The sequence below is a fragment of the Paenibacillus sp. J22P165 genome (assembly GCF_059692015.1).
This window is the reverse complement of sequence record NZ_JCAUAP010000004.1, coordinates 152,824-170,521: the sequence shown is the minus strand read 5'-3', so window position 1 is coordinate 170,521 and position 17,698 is coordinate 152,824. Positions and strand designations below refer to the sequence as shown.

Annotated in this window: 16 protein-coding genes; 1 reads left to right on the top strand and 15 read right to left on the bottom strand. The window is 43.5% G+C overall.

Features of this window, described 5'->3' with window-relative positions; genetic code table 11:
* Positions 1-27: 27 nt before the first annotated feature.
* From AC58QM_RS11225 to AC58QM_RS11175, 11 genes are all read right to left on the bottom strand, one after another.
* Complete coding sequence (locus tag AC58QM_RS11225) at positions 28-1,047, bottom strand: LacI family DNA-binding transcriptional regulator (protein ID WP_497283894.1); 1,020 nt, start codon at positions 1,045-1,047, stop codon at positions 28-30.
* Positions 1,048-1,129: 82 nt separating this feature from the next.
* Positions 1,130-2,743, bottom strand: a complete 1,614-nt coding sequence (locus AC58QM_RS11220; protein ID WP_497283892.1) for an ABC transporter substrate-binding protein — start codon at positions 2,741-2,743, stop codon at positions 1,130-1,132.
* A 36-nt stretch (positions 2,744-2,779) separates the two neighbouring features.
* Positions 2,780-3,685, bottom strand: coding sequence for a carbohydrate ABC transporter permease (locus AC58QM_RS11215; protein WP_497284457.1), 906 nt, complete (start codon positions 3,683-3,685; stop codon positions 2,780-2,782).
* 44 nt (positions 3,686-3,729) lie between these two features.
* A complete protein-coding gene (locus tag AC58QM_RS11210; protein ID WP_497284455.1) occupies positions 3,730-4,599 on the bottom strand; it encodes an ABC transporter permease in 870 nt (289 codons plus the stop codon).
* Between the two features lie 123 nt (positions 4,600-4,722).
* Positions 4,723-7,512 carry a beta-galactosidase gene (locus tag AC58QM_RS11205; protein WP_497283891.1) on the bottom strand — a complete coding sequence of 930 codons (2,790 nt, stop codon included), beginning with the start codon at positions 7,510-7,512 and terminating at the stop codon, positions 4,723-4,725.
* Between the two features lie 245 nt (positions 7,513-7,757).
* A complete protein-coding gene (locus tag AC58QM_RS11200; RefSeq protein ID WP_497283890.1) occupies positions 7,758-9,305 on the bottom strand; it encodes a response regulator in 1,548 nt (515 codons plus the stop codon).
* Positions 9,305-11,116: a sensor histidine kinase gene (locus tag AC58QM_RS11195; RefSeq protein WP_497283889.1), complete on the bottom strand. Its 1,812-nt coding sequence runs from the start codon at positions 11,114-11,116 to the stop codon at positions 9,305-9,307. The genes AC58QM_RS11200 and AC58QM_RS11195 overlap by 1 nt, the downstream gene beginning before the upstream one ends.
* 23 nt (positions 11,117-11,139) lie before the next feature.
* Positions 11,140-12,438, bottom strand: coding sequence for an ABC transporter substrate-binding protein (locus tag AC58QM_RS11190; protein ID WP_497283887.1), 1,299 nt, complete (start codon positions 12,436-12,438; stop codon positions 11,140-11,142).
* A gap of 24 nt (positions 12,439-12,462) precedes the next feature.
* Positions 12,463-13,050 (bottom strand): TetR/AcrR family transcriptional regulator, encoded by a 588-nt coding sequence (locus AC58QM_RS11185; RefSeq protein ID WP_497283885.1) that lies wholly within the window; start codon positions 13,048-13,050, stop codon positions 12,463-12,465.
* A 264-nt stretch (positions 13,051-13,314) separates the two neighbouring features.
* Complete coding sequence (locus AC58QM_RS11180) at positions 13,315-14,325, bottom strand: M14 family zinc carboxypeptidase (RefSeq protein WP_497283883.1); 1,011 nt, start codon at positions 14,323-14,325, stop codon at positions 13,315-13,317.
* A gap of 16 nt (positions 14,326-14,341) precedes the next feature.
* Complete coding sequence (locus tag AC58QM_RS11175) at positions 14,342-14,554, bottom strand: hypothetical protein (protein ID WP_497283881.1); 213 nt, start codon at positions 14,552-14,554, stop codon at positions 14,342-14,344.
* Between the two features lie 86 nt (positions 14,555-14,640).
* Here AC58QM_RS11175 and AC58QM_RS11170 point away from each other — a divergent pair, with 86 nt between their 5' ends.
* Complete coding sequence (locus AC58QM_RS11170) at positions 14,641-15,312, top strand: helix-turn-helix transcriptional regulator (protein WP_497283879.1); 672 nt, start codon at positions 14,641-14,643, stop codon at positions 15,310-15,312.
* Positions 15,313-15,374: 62 nt separating this feature from the next.
* Here the strand turns inward: AC58QM_RS11170 and AC58QM_RS11165 are convergent, their stop codons facing one another.
* From AC58QM_RS11165 to AC58QM_RS11150, 4 genes are all read right to left on the bottom strand, one after another.
* Positions 15,375-15,803 (bottom strand): organic hydroperoxide resistance protein, encoded by a 429-nt coding sequence (locus AC58QM_RS11165; RefSeq protein WP_310225620.1) that lies wholly within the window; start codon positions 15,801-15,803, stop codon positions 15,375-15,377.
* 161 nt (positions 15,804-15,964) lie between these two features.
* Entirely contained in the window at positions 15,965-16,303 is a 339-nt protein-coding gene (locus tag AC58QM_RS11160; RefSeq protein ID WP_497284453.1) for a GNAT family N-acetyltransferase, read from the bottom strand.
* A 163-nt stretch (positions 16,304-16,466) separates the two neighbouring features.
* A complete protein-coding gene (locus AC58QM_RS11155) occupies positions 16,467-17,120 on the bottom strand; it encodes an FMN-dependent NADH-azoreductase (RefSeq protein ID WP_497283878.1) in 654 nt (217 codons plus the stop codon).
* Positions 17,121-17,190: 70 nt separating this feature from the next.
* Positions 17,191-17,685, bottom strand: a complete 495-nt coding sequence (locus tag AC58QM_RS11150; protein ID WP_497283877.1) for a cupin domain-containing protein — start codon at positions 17,683-17,685, stop codon at positions 17,191-17,193.
* Positions 17,686-17,698 lie beyond the last annotated feature (13 nt).

Sequence of the window (17,698 nt, the reverse complement as noted above, 5' to 3'; positions counted from 1 at the left end):
TGATACGGCTGTCATTTTGCTGCCTGCCTAACTTTGCGTACTCTGCCTAATAATAAGTTTAGGTTCCAACACAGTCACTTTCTTCACCTTTTCCTTCTCGATCAACCTCGATAAAATTTCCATCGCTTTAATCCCAAGTCGTTCACTATGCTGTGACACCGTTGTGAGTTCAGGATTCATCGCCGAAGAAAGCTGGGTGTCATCAAATCCGGCAATAGCCAGGTCTTCCGGTATTCTAACACCATGAGAAATAGCTGACTTCATCGCGCCAATGGCCGTGTAATCATTAATACAGAGAATAGCTGTTGGCCGATTGATCATCGTCATAAATCGATCCATCAAATGATGACCATTTTGCATGGAGAATCCCCCAAATAGCACATGATCCTTGCGAAAATGGAGATCGTTCAAGGCAAGCGTAGCTCGGAAAGCTCTTAACTTTTCCATCGTCGTCGTCGTTTCTGAGTTTCCTCCAAGAAAGCCAATATGGCGATGCCCCTGATTTATAAGATGCTGTACAACAAGCTGCGTACCTGCATATTCGTCTGTTTTAACTTGGTAACAAGGGTTTCCTGGAAGGCTTCCGTTGATCAAAACAATCGGAATTTTCCTCTGGATATTCACGACCTCCTGCACGAGGGCATCTGGACAGTGACGTGCATTGACGCGCCCTCCCATGAAAATGAGCCCCTCCACTTGTCTTTCACAGAGTTGACTCAAATATTCCGACTCTCGATCGAAATTGCTGAACGTGTTGCAGAGAAAGAGGGTATAGCCCAATTTCTGTGCAGCGATTTCAGCCCCTCCGAACACTTCTGGAAAAAACATGTTGGTACTGTCCGGAATCAACATGCCGATCATCCCTGTTTTCTTATTCACCAAACTTCGTGCGAGGGCATTGGGCTGAAACTTATGCTTCTCGATAATGGCAATGATTTTCTGTCTGGTCGATGCCCGCACAGGGGCTGTATCGTTCAGAACACGTGAAACCGTTGCAACAGAGACATTCGCTTCGCGGGCAATATCATAGACCGTGACAGATTCCAATACAGACACTTCCATTTCATCAATGTAACCATGATATAAAGATCGAAGGCCTGTTAGAACAGACCTTCGATCTTTCTTTCATTTATTTGCTGCTTTCTACCAATACTTTGAAAGCATCCAATTGTTTTTGAACCTCAGCTTGCAGCTTATCGAAGCCCGCAGATTTTAATTTAGCTCGGAAATCTTCAACAGCTTTGACAGGATCACCAGCTTTACCATAAATAAGAGCAGGCGCCATTTGATTAACCACTTGGGTAACAGCTGTTAATTCGTTATTTACACTCGCTTTATCGAAAACGAAGCGACCGTAAGGATATGGCTTTTTAATTTTGTCATAGGAAGCAAATAGATCCCCTTTACCTGCCCAAGTATCTCCTTCTGGAATTTCATTCTTGTCGATACGGCCACCCCAGAAATTAGAGTAGAACTCATCTCTTTGAACATCATAGCCATCCGGACGATAACGCTTGCCGTCTTTAACAACATATTGCACGCCTTCCATACCGTAGTTCATCAAGCGATATACTTCCGGATCTTGACGAAGCACCTCATAAACCATCATTGCTCGTTCTGGGTGTTTACTGTGAGAACCTAAGGAAGTACCGCCATGCGTAATAGACAACGATACGAGATTGTTACGAGTTGCTGAGAACGGGAATAATTGAAGGTCAGAACCTGGCTGCAGTTGATCCATCTTCTTGCGTTCACCCAAGTATGTTTGGGTATGATGTTGATCAATAGAGGATTTGCCTGCCTCCATTAAAGATCTATTATCTCCTTTGTAGTTGAGAACATCTTCACGCCAGAAGCCTTTGTCCCCCCATTCCTTCGTCATCTTCGCTAAGTTAACAAAGGTATCATCGAAGACTGGGCTGTAAGCTTTATATTTATCATTAAAGGATTTACCGAAAATAACATTGATCATGCCTGTACCGATCGGTAACTCAATGGCATCAGTAACGGAATTGACATAGCCATTGGCAATACCCAAGCCTGAACCGTTTGTGTCCCAAGGAATTACGCCAGGTTTTTTATCTTTCACTGCTTGCAGATAGGTGCCCAACCCTTGGAAATCCGTAATCGGCTTCGTAATGCCGAATTCCTTCGCCCAATCACCACGATAGAAGAAGCCATGATTGACCCATTGCGTGTAATGATTTTCTGGAATGATCATAATTTGATTCTTATATTTCGACTCTGCCCAATCTTCTGGAGGTATTTCTTTCCATGTGATTGGCGCATATTGTGGGAGCAGCTTATCCATCGGCATAAATGCTCCTTTTTGGGAGTTTTGCCATGTATCGAGCCAATCTGTCGCACCCGTAATTAGATCAACAGGTTCTCCGGAAGCGAGCAAGAGGTTATATTTCGTTTGCCAATCAGCCCACTCCACCCATTTAATTTCCAGTTTCGCATTGACTTTCTGTTTCAAAAGGGCATTGACTTTGTCCATGACTTTTTCAAATTGGCCATTCTTCGGTTTATCCCCCAGCATGACATAAGAGATGGTTTGGAATTCGGACGTGTCTATTTTACCTGAACTTGCACCTGCAGTAGCGGCTGCCGTATCTGTCTTGCCCGTTCCCTTATCCGTTGCGCTTGTTTCCGTGCTGGATGAACTACTGCATGCCGATAAGCTGACAGCTAGTGTGGCGGCTAACGCTACACTTAACACTTTCCCTTTTCTCTTCACCATTGAACTGCCTCCCCATTGCTATGAATTATGAATACGTCAGCCTTTAACAGCACCAACGGTAATACCTTTAATGAAAAATTTCTGTACCATCGGATAAAACAGAATGACAGGTCCTGTGGCAATAACAGCCGTAGCCATTTTCATGGACTCGAGCGGCATATCACGCGGTTGAATGTTGGAGGAGACGGAAGAATTTTTAATGAAATCCGCACTCGTTACTACGTTGTACAAGAAAAGCTGCAAAGGTCTGTAATCCATATCAGGTGAGAGGAACAACAGTGCGTTATACCATTCGTTCCAATAACCAAGTGCGATAAACAAGCCAATTGTAGCCAAAGCTGGTGTGGTCATGGGCAGGATCAGCCTTGTAAAGATTTTAAAGTCGCCAGCGCCGTCCATTTTGGCAGATTCGGTAATCGCATGAGGAATGGATCTCACGAAGCTTTTCATCATAATAATGAGAAATGGACTCATGAGCCCTGGCAGCAATACAGCCAAATAATTATCTTTTAAATGCAGCCACTGCGTCATGATCAGGTAGAAAGGGACCACGCCCCCATGAAACAAGGTTGTAAAATAGATGAAGAACGAGATCCGATTGCGATATGGAAAATCAGGCCGTTGCAGGGAATAACCCGTCATGGCAACGATGAATAATCCGATGCTTGTTCCAATAACTGTGATTGCCAATGTCACTACGTAAGACCCAATAATAACTTGGGGATTCTCAAACACAATTTTGTAAGCAAATGTATCAAAAATTCTTGGCCAAAGATTGTAGCCATGCAACGTAATTGATTTCTCGGATGTAAATGATGTACCCAGCACAACAAGAAAAGGTACTAAACAACATATAGCGAATAGAGCAATAAAAACATAACCGAATACTCGAATCGCAACTAAGGATATATCAGATCCCCGTCCACGTGTAATTGCCTGCATCACTGTATACGCCTCCTTACCTAGCACATATCGTGCCTATTGATTTAGAATAATGTGTTCTCTGGCGAGACTTTCTTCACAAACCAATTTGATGTAATGATAATGAAGAAACCGAAAACCGACTGATACAAACTGACAGCGCTTCCCATTGAGAAGTTGAAGTTATTTAGCAATGAACGGAAGACAAACGTTTCAATAATATCTGTCGTATCGAATAAGGCCGTATTATTAGCTCCAACCAAGTTATAAAACAGTCCAAAATTGCCTCGGAGAATACCTCCTAATGAGAATAGCAGCAGGATAATGAAGGTTGGCTTTAACCATGGAAGAATAATATAACGGATACGTTGCAGCGCATTCGCACCGTCAATTTCAGAAGCTTCAACAATCTCGGAATCCAAGCCCATTATGGCGGCAAAATAGACGATAGATCCATAACCGGTAGATTGCCACAAATAGGTAATGACGATAATAAACGGCCAAATGGATGGATTCGAGTACGTTTTAACAGGATCCCAACCCATCGATTTGAGTACCCCGTTCAGCAGTCCGTAATCATAACTTAGAATATTGTAGGCAATGAGACCAACCAGTACGAAAGATATGAAGAAAGGTAAAAACATCAATGATTGTGTTAGTTTCTTAAACCACTTTTTGCGCAGCTCATTGAGCAGAATGGCAATCCCTATTTGCAATGAATTACCGATCAGAATAAAAGCCAAGTTATAGGCGATCGTATTGAATGTTAGTTTCCAAAGTTCACCGGAGGTCACAAGAAACTTGAAGTTATCAAACCCGACAAATTGACTGCCGAATATCCCATCGGTGTAGTTGTAATTAATAAAAGCTAGATACAATCCCGGCATCGGGAGATACGACATAAGCAGAAAAAATAGGATGGCCGGGACACACATTAGAATCAATGTCCGAAAACTCCACAATCTTCGAAACCTTGATGTACGTCTTTGTATGCCAACGTTAACGCCACTCAGCACATGTAATTTAGCATCTGTTTTCATCTTTCTACTCCTTCCTTCTTAAGCCTCTGCGATGGGCACGAATCGTAATGGCTCCAGCCATGCATGCTCGCTGGCTCCTACAGCCTCGAGCAAGATAACCATTTCACTGCCCGAACCCTCCTCCTTGAACCATGGTCCTGGCAAATAAAAGGATTCCTCGTTACCTCCACGAAACTCAGGACGATTTGCTCCCCCTTTGGTCCATAATCGGCCCACCACAAGACCGTTAAAGATAACCGTCAGCTTCATATCGCTGCCAGAAGCATATACACGCCAGCCTCTACCCTCGTTGGTATTGTTAATCGTTCCGTAAAGCCAGGCCAAGTCGCCTGGTTTGAGCGTAATAGCTGCATCAACTGGCGTTGCTTTTGCCTTAGCAAGCTCAGCATGCTTCAACAGGCCATCTTCCTCACAAGCTGATAATGACCACTTCGTTGCCTTCGTTCCTTCATAGAGATCGATTTGACCGCTTAATGTCTCGTAGGATTTCACCAGATACACAGTCAGTGTTGCTGTCTCCCCCGCTTCTACATAGGGAGTCAGATCAAAGAATGGATTATGCGGATTTAATTGCCCGAGCGCATGTCCGTTCACATAAATGAAAGCATTAGCAACCATGCCATTCGCATGAAGAACCCATGCATTAGCCCCAGCATCTAGCTTAATTTGTTTCCGGTAACACTCATAAGACGGTTGATCCGCCGAAAGCCAACCACCCAAGCCTACGATTGGCCATAAGGAATCATCGTACACAGGGTCTGCGAATACGTCTCTATCTGCGTCTGATTGAAGATGCTTAACGCGCCAATTCTGCCTCAAATCTATCGTAGACGTCACACCTACAACGCCTGTTAAACCCTTGAGCCCATTCAAACTAAGTGCGGGTAAACGCTTATCATGGAAGTTCGTATGACCCCAAATTTCAACACGCGTCCGCAGGTCATATTCCCAATCTACTTCATCTGTAAGAGGAAGATAGTGACTTCCACCACCTGGTGTAACGGTTCCTAGATATGTTGCTCCTGCATAGACGGAAACAACATCGCTTGCTTGTTGAATCAGGACACCTTTATACGTTTCCTGTTCTAAAGGCATAGCTAATTCTGATGTGTACCACGCATATCCTCGATAGACGCCATGCTTCTCTAAGTAGTCCGCCTGATCTCCAAGCGGAATAACTTCTTGAGCAATTGAAGTCGATGGATTCACTTGGCTTAGCGTCCAATCAGCATCAACCTCAATTGGCTCACTAGCACGATCGATCTTGGTGCTATAACACATGTGCCCGCTTTCATCTATGGACGCTAGGAGTAAAGCTTTGGAACGGCTAATTCCCACTATCTCTATGAGCCGATCTCCCTCCAAACGGATGAGTACTGAACTGGCTTGCTCGTCTGCCTGAAAGCTGACAGTCAACGACGAACCCTTCTGCTCACACAGCTTCATCGTACTCTTAACAACGTGAAGCTCAGATTGGAATTCGAAGCTGAGTTCTCCTTCGCCCTCAGAATGGAAGACAAATAGCGTACGATCGTTCGTATGCCTTACCATGGCAAGCTCCGCAGTTGCGTACAAGAGCGTACCTTCATCTACCCCCCACGTGTGCAGGGGAATTCCGATAGGGAGTATCGGACAGCGATCAGGCTTGGCGATTAGCGTTGAGTAACTTGGCAAGCTAGCTTGTTCGGTTGGTAAGTAAGCGCATTCATCCTTATCAGTGACATTGCATAAGAAAACCAGATATCCGCCTTGCTTCAGGGCTAATTGGTAGTGAGATCCACTGTCATTCGCAACAGGTTCCGCCTCTGCCAACGAACTGCCATAAGATTGAATCACGTGATGCAGCAATCTCCCCTCAAATGCCTCATCTCTCACATGTCCTTCGGGTGTAATCATGCCATGAAAGTCGTAATCGGATGTTAAAAACGAGAGTGGGTTCCCCCAATTGTTAATGGCGTTCGTGAACCCAACATTGGTACCAGACGCTTGCAAATAAGGACCGAGCAATTTGACACCACAAGACAATAACCTACGCAGCAGATAGTGGGAACGATTCGTCTCCGTCACCAGCAAGGGGAGATTACGTCTGCCTAATTCGCTTTTGTAGTAAAGCACTTTCTCTTCCAAAACGGGGTCATGGTCATCGGGATAAAAGTTGCAGGTTGGCACAACACCTTCTGCCAGACCAGATGCTTCCACCAAGCCGCCCTGTCCCGCACAAGCAATAAGCGGTACAGTAACTCCGTGTGCTAACGCCATATCTCGCAAGGCAGATATATATCCCTTAGGGTCAGCACAAGGATAGAAATCAAGCTCGTTCTCAAGTTGAACAGCAATGATCGTTCCGCCTTCTCCTATTTGATACTTCTTCAGGATAGGAAGAATTTGATCATACCAGCGTGCAACATACTGTAAGTAATGTTGATCGTTTTGTCTGATGTGCAAGTTATCCTTGGCAAACAAGTAGGCAGGAAGTGCGCCGCCATCCCATTCTGAACAAATATAAGGTCCTGGTCGCGCGATTACCCACAATCCCTCTTGCGAGGCGTCTTGCAGGAACTGAGCTGCGTCCTTCTCCTCGCTGAAATCCCAGTTCCCTTCCTCTTTTTCGTGATAGTTCCAAGGAAAATAAACATCAATGGCGTTATATCCATAGGCTTTCACTTTCTGAAGACGTTCCTTCCATAGTGCGCGAGGTAAACGAAAATAAAATAAAGAAGCACATACTACGATCTCTGGTTTCCCATTGATTCGTAAAGCATCAGGTGATAATTGCACAATAGCTTCTTGGGTATTGAATACATTCATGTGTGTAGAACCTCCCCCGACCGAATCGTCAATTTCGTTTATGAAACCCGTTTCATTTCCAACGGTTTGTTAGTCGCTGCTCTATGTAGTTATTATAGCCCTGTGTAAAAGCGCTTACATTAAACAAAACTTCAAGTTTTATCAAAAAACACCGATGTTTACTCCGCTAGAAAATAAAAAAGCCTCGAATTGTATGTCAATTCGAAGCCATTTACATTCCAACAATCACTGATTTATTATACAATTCACGGAAGTCGTCGATAATCCTTGACTGTTTTATCCTCTAACTCTTTAAATACTTTGCAAAAGTAAGACGTTTCTTGAAAGCCCGTACGTTCTGCAACTTCATAGACTTTGAGATTTGAATCTCGAAGCAGTTCCTTTGCTTTACGAATTCGGCAGCGATTGATGTATTCAATCATGCGCATGCCGGTTTCACTTTTGAATAAATTCGATAAGTAATTCGTACTGAGATGAAGGATCTCAGCAATTTGAGCTACCGTAATATCTTCCGCAAAATGCTCGTCGATGTAAGCCATCGCCAATTGAATTTCCTTACGGACAACTGAGCTTCCAGAAGCTTCACCCGTAAGTTGCCGGTTCACATGCAGAAACTGCTGTTGCAACTGCTTCAGAGCTTGGTTGCTTTGCTCCAATACGGATCTCATTTCCTTACAGCTTTGTTCAACTTCGACCGTGAAGTTGTTTTTCTCTATCGCAATTGTTTTCAATAGGAGCACCAACTCCGTTAAGATCGTCTTTACCTGGCTAACGGGCGGTCTAAGCAAATTTAGCGTTTGAAAGAGCTTCTCCGTTTGTATCTGTATGTCTTGGAAGTTGCCACTCTTCATTGCCATAATAAGCGGTTGCAACTGTACGTTCTTACTCGCTATTGGTCCTACTGCTTCCCGAACCTCTATGGAAGAATAATGGTAAATTTGTTCAATTCCCTCATAGACGAATAACTCCAAAGCACGCTCGGCTTGCTTATAGAGAAGCGCTAAATCTTTCAAACCGAATCCAACACCGCTGATACCAATTATCGCTGAGCCGCTATGCCCTTTCGTGTCCATATACAGCTGAGAAGCCAATTGCTGCGCAATTTCCACACACTTCCTCTCACTCTTCTCGTGAGGGTAATAAGCGATGATGGCGGATCTTTGCTTCGTGATTGGAATGATCATTGCATACGAACTCAGCAGTTCATTGGATACATAGGCGCCAGATTCTCCATGCCCGTCTAGAAGTATGACGATCGATGGTTCTTTATGGATGGGGAATTCCATCGCATTCGCTTGATCATTGACTTCCTCTGCCTGAACGTCCCCTAAGAGCAGCTTGCGGCCGAGCATTCCTCTCATTTCCTCAAAGCTGGATGTCCGAAGCGCATCTTGTTTCCTTTTTTGATTATCGGCTATGATTTTCTTCGACATTTGCTCTAGCAGTTGCTGAAGCGTACTTGGCTCCAAATCATGTTTTAGCAAATAATCCTCTGCGCCTAATTTCAATGCTTCTTTTACGTACCTGAAATCATCGAAAGAGCTTAGCGCTACCATTTTAATAGACGCATCTAACTGTTTCACCTTTTGAATAAGGTCAATGCCACTCATCTCTGGCATCGAAATATCCGTGACAATTAAATCAACATGATGATGTTGAAGTAAATCGAGCGCATGAACGCCATTCAACGCCTCGCCTACAATATGAAACCCATAATCCTCCCATCGAATGATCGACTTGATGGCATATCGGTAAATAGCATTATCTTCAACGATCATGGCATTCAGCATCATTAAGCCTCCTCTATTGGCAGTTTTTTATAGGGCATTCGCAATATAGCCTTCGTACCTAACCCTGGAACGCTTTCGTAACTCAGCCCATAACTCTCACCATAGTACAGTTGCATCCGTTCATGTACATTGCGGATACCTATGCCATTCAAGCCTGGAACGGTCTCTTTCTGGTTCACCCCGCTAAGTAAGTATTCTACTTGATGAGCGTCCATCCCCATTCCATTGTCTTCCACAATCAATACAAGCTGCTCCCCTTCAATGAAAGCACCTAGTGTGATCAGGCCTATCCCTTTAGACATTTCAATGCCATGAAGAATCGCATTCTCGACAAGCGGTTGAAGAATAAAATAGGGAACCTCACAATCCAGTAAGCTATCATCGATTTCGTTTCTCAGCTGGAAGGCGTCACCATATCCCATCTTTTGAATGAAGATATAATTGTTCAGTAGATTGACTTCCAGTTCTAGCCGATGGAATTCACCAACACGCCTAACCGAAGACTTCAGCATGTCGATTACTGCGCTAACCATCCCTACAATCTCAGACTGTTGATTCATATGCGCATACCATTTCACCGTGCCTAGTGTATTGTACAGGAAATGGGGATTAATTTGACTTATCAAAACTGTAAATTCTGCTTGCTGCTTAGCAATGCGCTCTTTATATACCGTATTAATCAAATCATTAATCCGGGACAACATGAAATTGAATCGCACAGATAAAATGCCAACTTCATCATTCCCCTGCGGGACAATTCGGACATCAAAATTCCCATCTTCTACTTTACGCATGGTTTGTTCTAATACTTTGATATTCCTCGTCGTTGACTTCGAGAGTTGAATCGCAATCCCAGTCGATATGACAACAGCTATACATATAACGAGAACTATAAGCAGAACGAGAATACGCGTATTCGACAAGAGTTCGGACAAAGGAATGAAGCAAAGCACTCGCCACCCCAGTGTAGCGGTTTGTTCTTGCAGAAATAAGTGACTTCCTGTTTGAACCGTCTCCATCGTTGCCATGGAGTAATCACCTTCTTTGAGCTGATAGCTCAAACTCTTGGCAATGAGTTCATTCGTCCCTGGCGTCCCACCACCCGCCAATAATTCATTGAAGGGATTCATAATAACCATATTGTTTTGTTTAATAATGGAGCTGCTATTGCCTAGTGATAAGAAATATTCCGTATCCAAATTAAAAACAAGCGTGCCTAAGCTTTGATCCAGCTGACTAACGTCGACAAAGTCTCGAATTAGATGAACTTCTTTTTGCTGACGTAAGGAAGGAGACCAGCCTAGATTCACGCCATGCAATTTCAAATAGGCGGATGCCTGATTCGTCTCTTTTGAAATATCAGCTTGCTGATAGGAATGCGTGATGCCTTTTCTATTTTCCCACCAATATACTTGCCCCGTTCGTGTTTGGATCATGATCGAATTTAAATAGGGAATACTATTTCCATACTGTGCCAGGAGAAATTCCATGCGGCTTCGGAAGGTAGGATAATTGTCTGACGTTACTTTCTCCCCCTGTTCTGCGACAATTTGGCGAATACCACTGTCACTTAACACGTAAACCGATGAATTTAAAGCCTCCTTTGCTCTGTTCTCAATATTATCCGCAACTTGATGAATGACTTGCATGGAAAGATCCCTTGTATTCGATTCAATGAACTTTGTAGAGACATAAATCGCGACGCCACCTATGGCTGATGAGATAAATAGGATAATAATCATATTAGATAAGAAAATTTTCATGCGGATACGATAATCTTTGATAGGCTTGAAAATCCAGGGGAAACTACTCATGCGCATTACTCCTTATTCGCACGTCATTTTACAGGCTTACGAATCCGATCGAAAGCTTGATCAAGCTCACTTAGGAAGACATCCGTGTTGCGATTCTTATCCAGAGCGAATCTCGTAAGCGCATCCACATATATTTTTTGAAGATCTTGGTTAACGAAATCAGTCGTCATCTTCGACCAGTCATAGATTTTGGAAGTTTGAATATAAGCTTTGTCCAGTTCCACATACGTCGGATCGAAGTCAGTCGGCAGTCCTTTTATCACAGATAATGCTTTCTTATTCGTCTGAAAATTAAGCCCCATTTCCTTAGATGCAAATATGTCTAACGCTTGTAAGGCCGCTTCCTTATGGGGAGATTTCGGATTAATTACAATGCCACCCGTTGATTTTAAGGGGAACTTTGCATCCTCTGGATGCTCCGAATATGGAAAAGCGAATAGGCCAAGATTACTCGATGGATTCTTAGACTTAACGCCATCTACTGTCCATGTCCCATTAATGATCATGCCCGCTTTACCATTAGCCAGCATGTCTAACGCTTGATTCCAATCTGTTTCGAACGGTTTACTGTTGATATAAGCCAGTCGGTCGGCATATCGCTTAAGGACATTTTTGAAATGAATATGATCCTCCTTAAACGTCGTTCTGCCTGCTTCCACATCGGTGATCCAGTTGGGCTCAAAGGCATATTGGCTGACCAAGAGATCCGCAGCGACATCCCAGAGTATCGTCCAGCTATCCTTATAACCTGCCGCGATAGGGGTTATTCCTGCATTCTCCAGCTTGCGGCAATCCAGCAAGAATTCGGACCAAGTTGAAGGTGGGTTAAGGATTCCTGCTTTAGCAAAGGCGTCCTTATTATAAATGACACCCACACCGTTTACGTCAATGGGAAGTGCCCATATTTTACCGTCAGACGATTTGACGCCTTGAAGGTACCGTTCATCGATCTGTGAAAGAAACGGCTGTCCAGTTAAGTCCAACGCATATCCACTTTGAATTAAATCTTTCGCTGCTGAAATGGAATCCACCATATAGATATCAGGCATCGTGTTTGAGACAGCCTTAGACCGCAGCAAGCTCATGTAATTCCCAGCATCTACCCCCGTTAGAGCAAACGAATAGGCTGGGTACTTTTTATCGAACAGCTGTGTACCCGCTTCTAACCATTTACGCGCGCCCTCTTCATCAAAATGATGAACCCACGTTAATGTCTGCTCTTTCGGTGTTGGCTTAGGAATAGTCGTCGAAATCTGAGATTCGCAGGCTGTTAGTAGAAGGAGTGATACCCCTATGGGGAGTAAACGAGCACATATTTTCAAGATAAACCTCCTTTTATTCGAACGCTACGCTTGGCTTGCTATCGCTAAGTCTTTATTGTGCACGATGCCGTTAAATACAATCTCAATTGCCCCTCTCAACGCTTCCTCGTACGTCAAATTGGTTTCCATTAAAAATCGATCTTTCAGCATGCGATCCATTGTGGAAAAGAGAACTTCTTTGAAAATGAGTGGATTAATCGGTTTGAGACGTTTGAGCCTGATTCCTTCCTCAATTAATAATAGTGTCGTTTCCCAATCCGCTTGCAAATTGTTTTCTATTTCGATGAAGAGCTCTGGAAATGACTTTTCAATTTCATAGATTCGCCGGTAATCTAGTACAGCAGAAAAGTTGGGCATAATTTGAATAATCGCCATTAACTTTGTCACAACGTCCAGCGATTCATCAGACATAATGCGCTGTTCCTGTTCCTTTATGCTCGAAAACGCTTCTCGAATGAACAAGCGAATAATGTCTTCTTTGTTCCCTATTTGCTCATATAGTGTCCTTTTGGAAACGCCCAGCTTGGCGGAAAGATCATCCATCGTAAAGCGGATTCCTTTCTCATCAAATTCCTCAATAGCGGCTTTCATAACACGTGATTTGAAATCCATTCTTCCCCTTCACTTCCTTAGGAACAGATTATCCTTTTACCTTAAAATGAAAGCGCTCTTAAAAACATATAAACTAGAAAAACTCATTTCGTTTTCCCAGTTTTCTTTTACTTGTTTACGATTATACACACTTCTATTCAACTAGACCATAGTTAAAAATGACGAGGGGGAGCCAATTTGCTGCAACTTCAATCCAACACAAAAGAAGCCAAGCTCCACTATTTCCCTAGAGTCCTGGCCTCACTCTATTCACTAATCTTAGCTTTATGATTGAAACCGAAGCATTCCCTCAAACAAAACAAAGTGGCTGTCTAGAATCTCATCTTGAGAAAGTTTAACACCTGGCGCCGCAAGCCCCATGTTCGATTCGAAAGTCATGCTCATGCCACCGCAGACGTGATGGATGGCAGAGGTCAGGTTGAATGAAGGATTGGAGAGAGTGCCCTCGCTAGCCACTAGTTGATTACGTTCAACAAAAGGAAGACCCTGCTTGGCATAAGCGGCACCAAGCTGCTGATTAAACACCTGTTGCTTCTGCATGACGGCATAGGGCAAGTAGTGAATCTCCACAAAGTGATTAGCGTTGTTGGCACCGCCATGTAGTTGCACGGTCATATCTGGCGCTTCCAGATCGGCGAGCTCGAGCAACGCACGGGTTTCCTGCGCCATCGGAGTAAAGAAATTATCATGCATCAGATTTACACCGTCATCGTTAAAATAAGAACCAAGATAATCCGAAGCATCTTTTATGGGATGCACAGCCTTACAGTCCGGCCACGCACATAGTGATCCGTCTTTCCAAGTTCCTTGCATATAATAAACACAATCTTCATGGGACACTTCAATAAGTGAATCAATCGGCAGGCGGGCTCGTCCGTCGGGGTTCATGCAAGGAATAAGTAGCAGCCGGAATTTAGACGCATTGTCCAAAATATAATCATGTCGTTTCCCGCGGAAATCGCTCCCTTTTTCAAGGAGTTGGATGAGGTTCATCACAGCAACGATCCCCTCCAACTCACCTCCGTGGATGCCTCCGATAATCATTAGAACGGGCTTATTCGCTTTGCTTTTATCCGCATAATGGTTTGGATTTCCCGCTCCACATGCTGAATTGTAGTTAGCTTTACGTCTGAAGTTCTCCTTCTCGCCGTATTCGACCATATAGATATTTCTTCCCCCAGCCGACTTAGCAAGCACACTGGCGGTTCCCAACTTGACGTTACGAACACCAGCTTCAATCTCCGATAATTGACTCTTCCAAAACGAGTTTCGCATCGTCTTCCCCCTCCTCTTACCCTTTAACGGACCCCATCATAGCGCCTTTGACAAAATGCTTTTGAATAAACGGATAGACGAGCAAAATGGGCAGTGTACCCACCAAAATGACAGCATATTTAAGCGATTCCAATACGACTTGTTTATTGCCAATCGCCGAGCTTACGGTCGTATCTGTCATTTGACCGACAAGTACGATGTTCCGCTTGAGCCTGCCTGCCCCATCCATTCTCGCTGCTTCATACTGTTGAGGATCAATCGTCGTGATCGCCGCTAGAAAAATAATGGAGCCCCAACCCCTACCAGGAGCATCGTTTGGAGCTCCGCGAATCGATGGATTTCGTTATGATTCAAGTCGATTTTATGCCCCATGCGCTCAATGACAGCCTTCGAGATTTGGCACACATGGAGACCTTTGTTGATTTTGCCTATATTAGACCTCTGATTACCGACGCAGACTTGCTTCCCAAAATGACACTTCCTCCCTCTACGCAAACGGTGGTTGAAAGCCTGCTCCATGTTATTCTCGCCGAATGGGAGTCTCAAGAAGAAGGTTACCGCTTGGCGATAAAAGCCGAACTGCTCAGACTTCTCGTCATCACCGTCAGACAGTATAAGCGGTTTGTCCACCTGCAGAGCCAACAGGATAGCCATAGAGTAGCTTTGCATAGAAAAGCCTTCTATGAAGCTATTGATTATATGGAGTCGCATTACCATGATGACCTTCATTTGGAAGATGTCGCAGCCAAAGCGTTGATGGCCCCTTCTTATTTCAGTCATATGTTGAAGCTTGTTAGAGGAAAAACCTATATCGAGCTATTAACGGACATTCGCATTCTATCAGCCATGACGTTGCTCAAAGAAACAGATTTAAATGTGACTGAAATTGCTGCACGTGTTGGTTATAATCACATTAGCCATTTCAATCGAACGTTCAAAAAGCATATAGGTATCACACCGGGAGATTATCGAAAGCATCAAACTTAAACAAAATCTACGATTTTGCACATAAAAAAGACCGCCATTTTGGCGGTCTTTTCATTCGCTGATTAACCAACTACGTTCGTTATGACTTCGATATTACCTTGGGTTGCTCTAGCATATGGGCAAACCAAATGAGCTTCCGCGACAACTTCCTCAGCCACACTGGTTTCTACTCCGCTTATTGTGATGTCCATATTCACGGCTAGTACATAGCCGTCGCTCGCGTCCTTGCCTAGGGTAACATTAGAAACGATAGATATACCCTCCGCTTTAATACTCTTCTTTCTAAGAACAGTACCCATCGCGCCTTCAAAGCATGCGGCAAATCCTGCAGCGAACAGCTGCTCTGGGTTAGTTCCAGCTCCGTTGCCTCCTAATTCCTTGGGATATCTCAAATCCAAGTCAAGATTACCGTCACTGGAAACAGCTTTACCGTCTCTCCCACCTTTAACATTTACAGTAGCTGTATACAATTTCTTTTCCACTTTTACCATTTCTGGAACTCTCCTTTTATGACTGGATTATTTATCGATATTGTCACGAGGGCAATCTAGATAAGCGAACACTTTCCTCTGCCACTCTGGTTTATACTTTCTTAATTGTGATGTCCATATTCATAACGAGGAACCAAACTAAACGTAATAGTGCATTTATTTTACCTTAGAGAATACTCATATCGAATAAATCCTTCGTGTTTGGCAACTTTGTCATAGAGTAGACGAGCTGTCGTATTGTCATGATGAGTTAACCAGTAAAATCGAAGAGAGTTATGTTCACGTGCCGATTGCGCTACCCGTTCAATCAGTGCACGAGCAACCCCATGCCCTCGAGCAGCCTCATCGACATATAAATCTTGTAGGTAGCAAGAATTTTCCAACCAGATCGTTTGATGAAATAGATAATGAGCTATCCCGACCAAATTCCCATCTAAGTGTGCGCCAAAACCATATATTTGATCGCCATGTAACAATCGGTGCCAGACCTCATCATAGATGGAGTCAGGAAGATGCGTCTCGTAAAAAGTCTTATAGCCTTGATAAGAAGATCCAGCGGTTACGGTCTTCTGCTCTCAGTGGCATAATTTCAATAGAAATTTGTGCGTTTGAGATTTTGGATCATCCTTTCCACAGTAGGTTTTCCTCTTTTTACGTCTTTAATTAGGTTGTTTGAACCGTCACTTTGGATAAATGTGAAGCGGCTGCCTCAGCTTCTTTGTAAACTTTCTCCAATATTTCATCCCGATTGAAAACAGCTGTCCCTTGAGCTCTGATAATTTGATAATCTTCAACCCCGAAGAAATTAAACATGGATTTTAAATATTTATGTGAATATTCAACTTCCGTATACCAGTCATTATTTGTGTAGACGCCGCCGCTTCCTTGGATAACGAGTAGGCTTCGACCGTCCTTCAGCAACCCTACCGAACCATTCTCGGTATATTTGAATGTCTCGCGAGGAATCATGATGTTATCCATATAGTCCTTTAGTTTGGACGGAATGTTGAAGTTATGCAGCGGCATAGCGATGACATATTTATTCGCACTCTTAAATTGTTGCAGTACTTCCGCCATCCGCGAGGTCACTTTCTGTTCTTCAGCGTTGATTGGCTCACCCTTCGCTAACTTATCCCATGCACTTAGTACCACTTGATCGATTGCTGGTATTTCTTCGCTGTATAGATTAATTTGTTCTATGGCCTCGTTTGGGTTTAATTCCTTATATGTCTTCAGAAAATGATGAAGCACGTTCGAACTGAAAGAAGATGTGGAATCTACTTTCGGGTGGGCATTTATAATTAACATTTTATTCATTGTATAATTCCTCCTAATGAATGAAATCCAAATTGTCTATTATTCATGATCTGCAAGTCTATGTCTCGATTTATTTTTCAAGTGGTGGCCCCGTGAAGATAACTTCGTATTTGGTTCTAGACAGTTCCACGATTTCTTCAATTGTCTTTCCAACACAATCCTGGAAAGCAAGCTCATCTCCCGCGGGAGTAAACGTAATCTGCATAAGCAGAGGCGTGTCAGTGTCAAAATTAGCAAATGTATGATGCGTACCTTTTGGGACGACAACGATATCGCCTGCTTTGGCATCGAACTCTTTTCCATCCAAGTGGAATCGAGCTGTTCCTTCGATGACGCGGAAAATCTCGTCGGTTCTTACATGTACATGAATTGGCGGGCCAAACGCTGAACCATAGGAAGAATCCTTAACTAAATCCAAAATGGCATATGCACCATTCGTATCTTCCCCTTTTACTCGAATACAGATTCGTTCTCCTGGAACGTGCTCTACTGGTTGCCACTCAATTTCTTCGTTATGGTGGGAAATCGCTTTTGCTTTTTTCACTTCATCTTGATGATTGTTCATGAAGTCTAACCTC

Excerpts from the sequence above, each read along its gene's own strand:
- AC58QM_RS11220 (WP_497283892.1), bottom strand. The coding sequence starts at position 2,743 with ATGGTGAAGAGAAAAGGGAAAGTGTTAAGTGTAGCGTTAGCCGCCACA.
- AC58QM_RS11215 (WP_497284457.1), bottom strand. The coding sequence starts at position 3,685 with ATGCAGGCAATTACACGTGGACGGGGATCTGATATATCCTTAGTTGCG.
- AC58QM_RS11210 (WP_497284455.1), bottom strand. The coding sequence starts at position 4,599 with ATGTGTGTCCCGGCCATCCTATTTTTTCTGCTTATGTCGTATCTCCCG.
- AC58QM_RS11205 (WP_497283891.1), bottom strand. The coding sequence starts at position 7,512 with ATGAATGTATTCAATACCCAAGAAGCTATTGTGCAATTATCACCTGAT.
- AC58QM_RS11200 (WP_497283890.1), bottom strand. The coding sequence starts at position 9,305 with ATGATGCTGAATGCCATGATCGTTGAAGATAATGCTATTTACCGATAT.
- AC58QM_RS11195 (WP_497283889.1), bottom strand. The coding sequence starts at position 11,116 with ATGAGTAGTTTCCCCTGGATTTTCAAGCCTATCAAAGATTATCGTATC.
- AC58QM_RS11185 (WP_497283885.1), bottom strand. The coding sequence starts at position 13,050 with ATGGATTTCAAATCACGTGTTATGAAAGCCGCTATTGAGGAATTTGAT.
- AC58QM_RS11180 (WP_497283883.1), bottom strand. The coding sequence starts at position 14,325 with ATGCGAAACTCGTTTTGGAAGAGTCAATTATCGGAGATTGAAGCTGGT.
- AC58QM_RS11175 (WP_497283881.1), bottom strand. The coding sequence starts at position 14,554 with ATGGATGGGGCAGGCAGGCTCAAGCGGAACATCGTACTTGTCGGTCAA.
- AC58QM_RS11165 (WP_310225620.1), bottom strand. The coding sequence starts at position 15,803 with ATGGTAAAAGTGGAAAAGAAATTGTATACAGCTACTGTAAATGTTAAA.
- AC58QM_RS11155 (WP_497283878.1), bottom strand. The coding sequence starts at position 17,120 with ATGAATAAAATGTTAATTATAAATGCCCACCCGAAAGTAGATTCCACA.
- AC58QM_RS11150 (WP_497283877.1), bottom strand. The coding sequence starts at position 17,685 with ATGAACAATCATCAAGATGAAGTGAAAAAAGCAAAAGCGATTTCCCAC.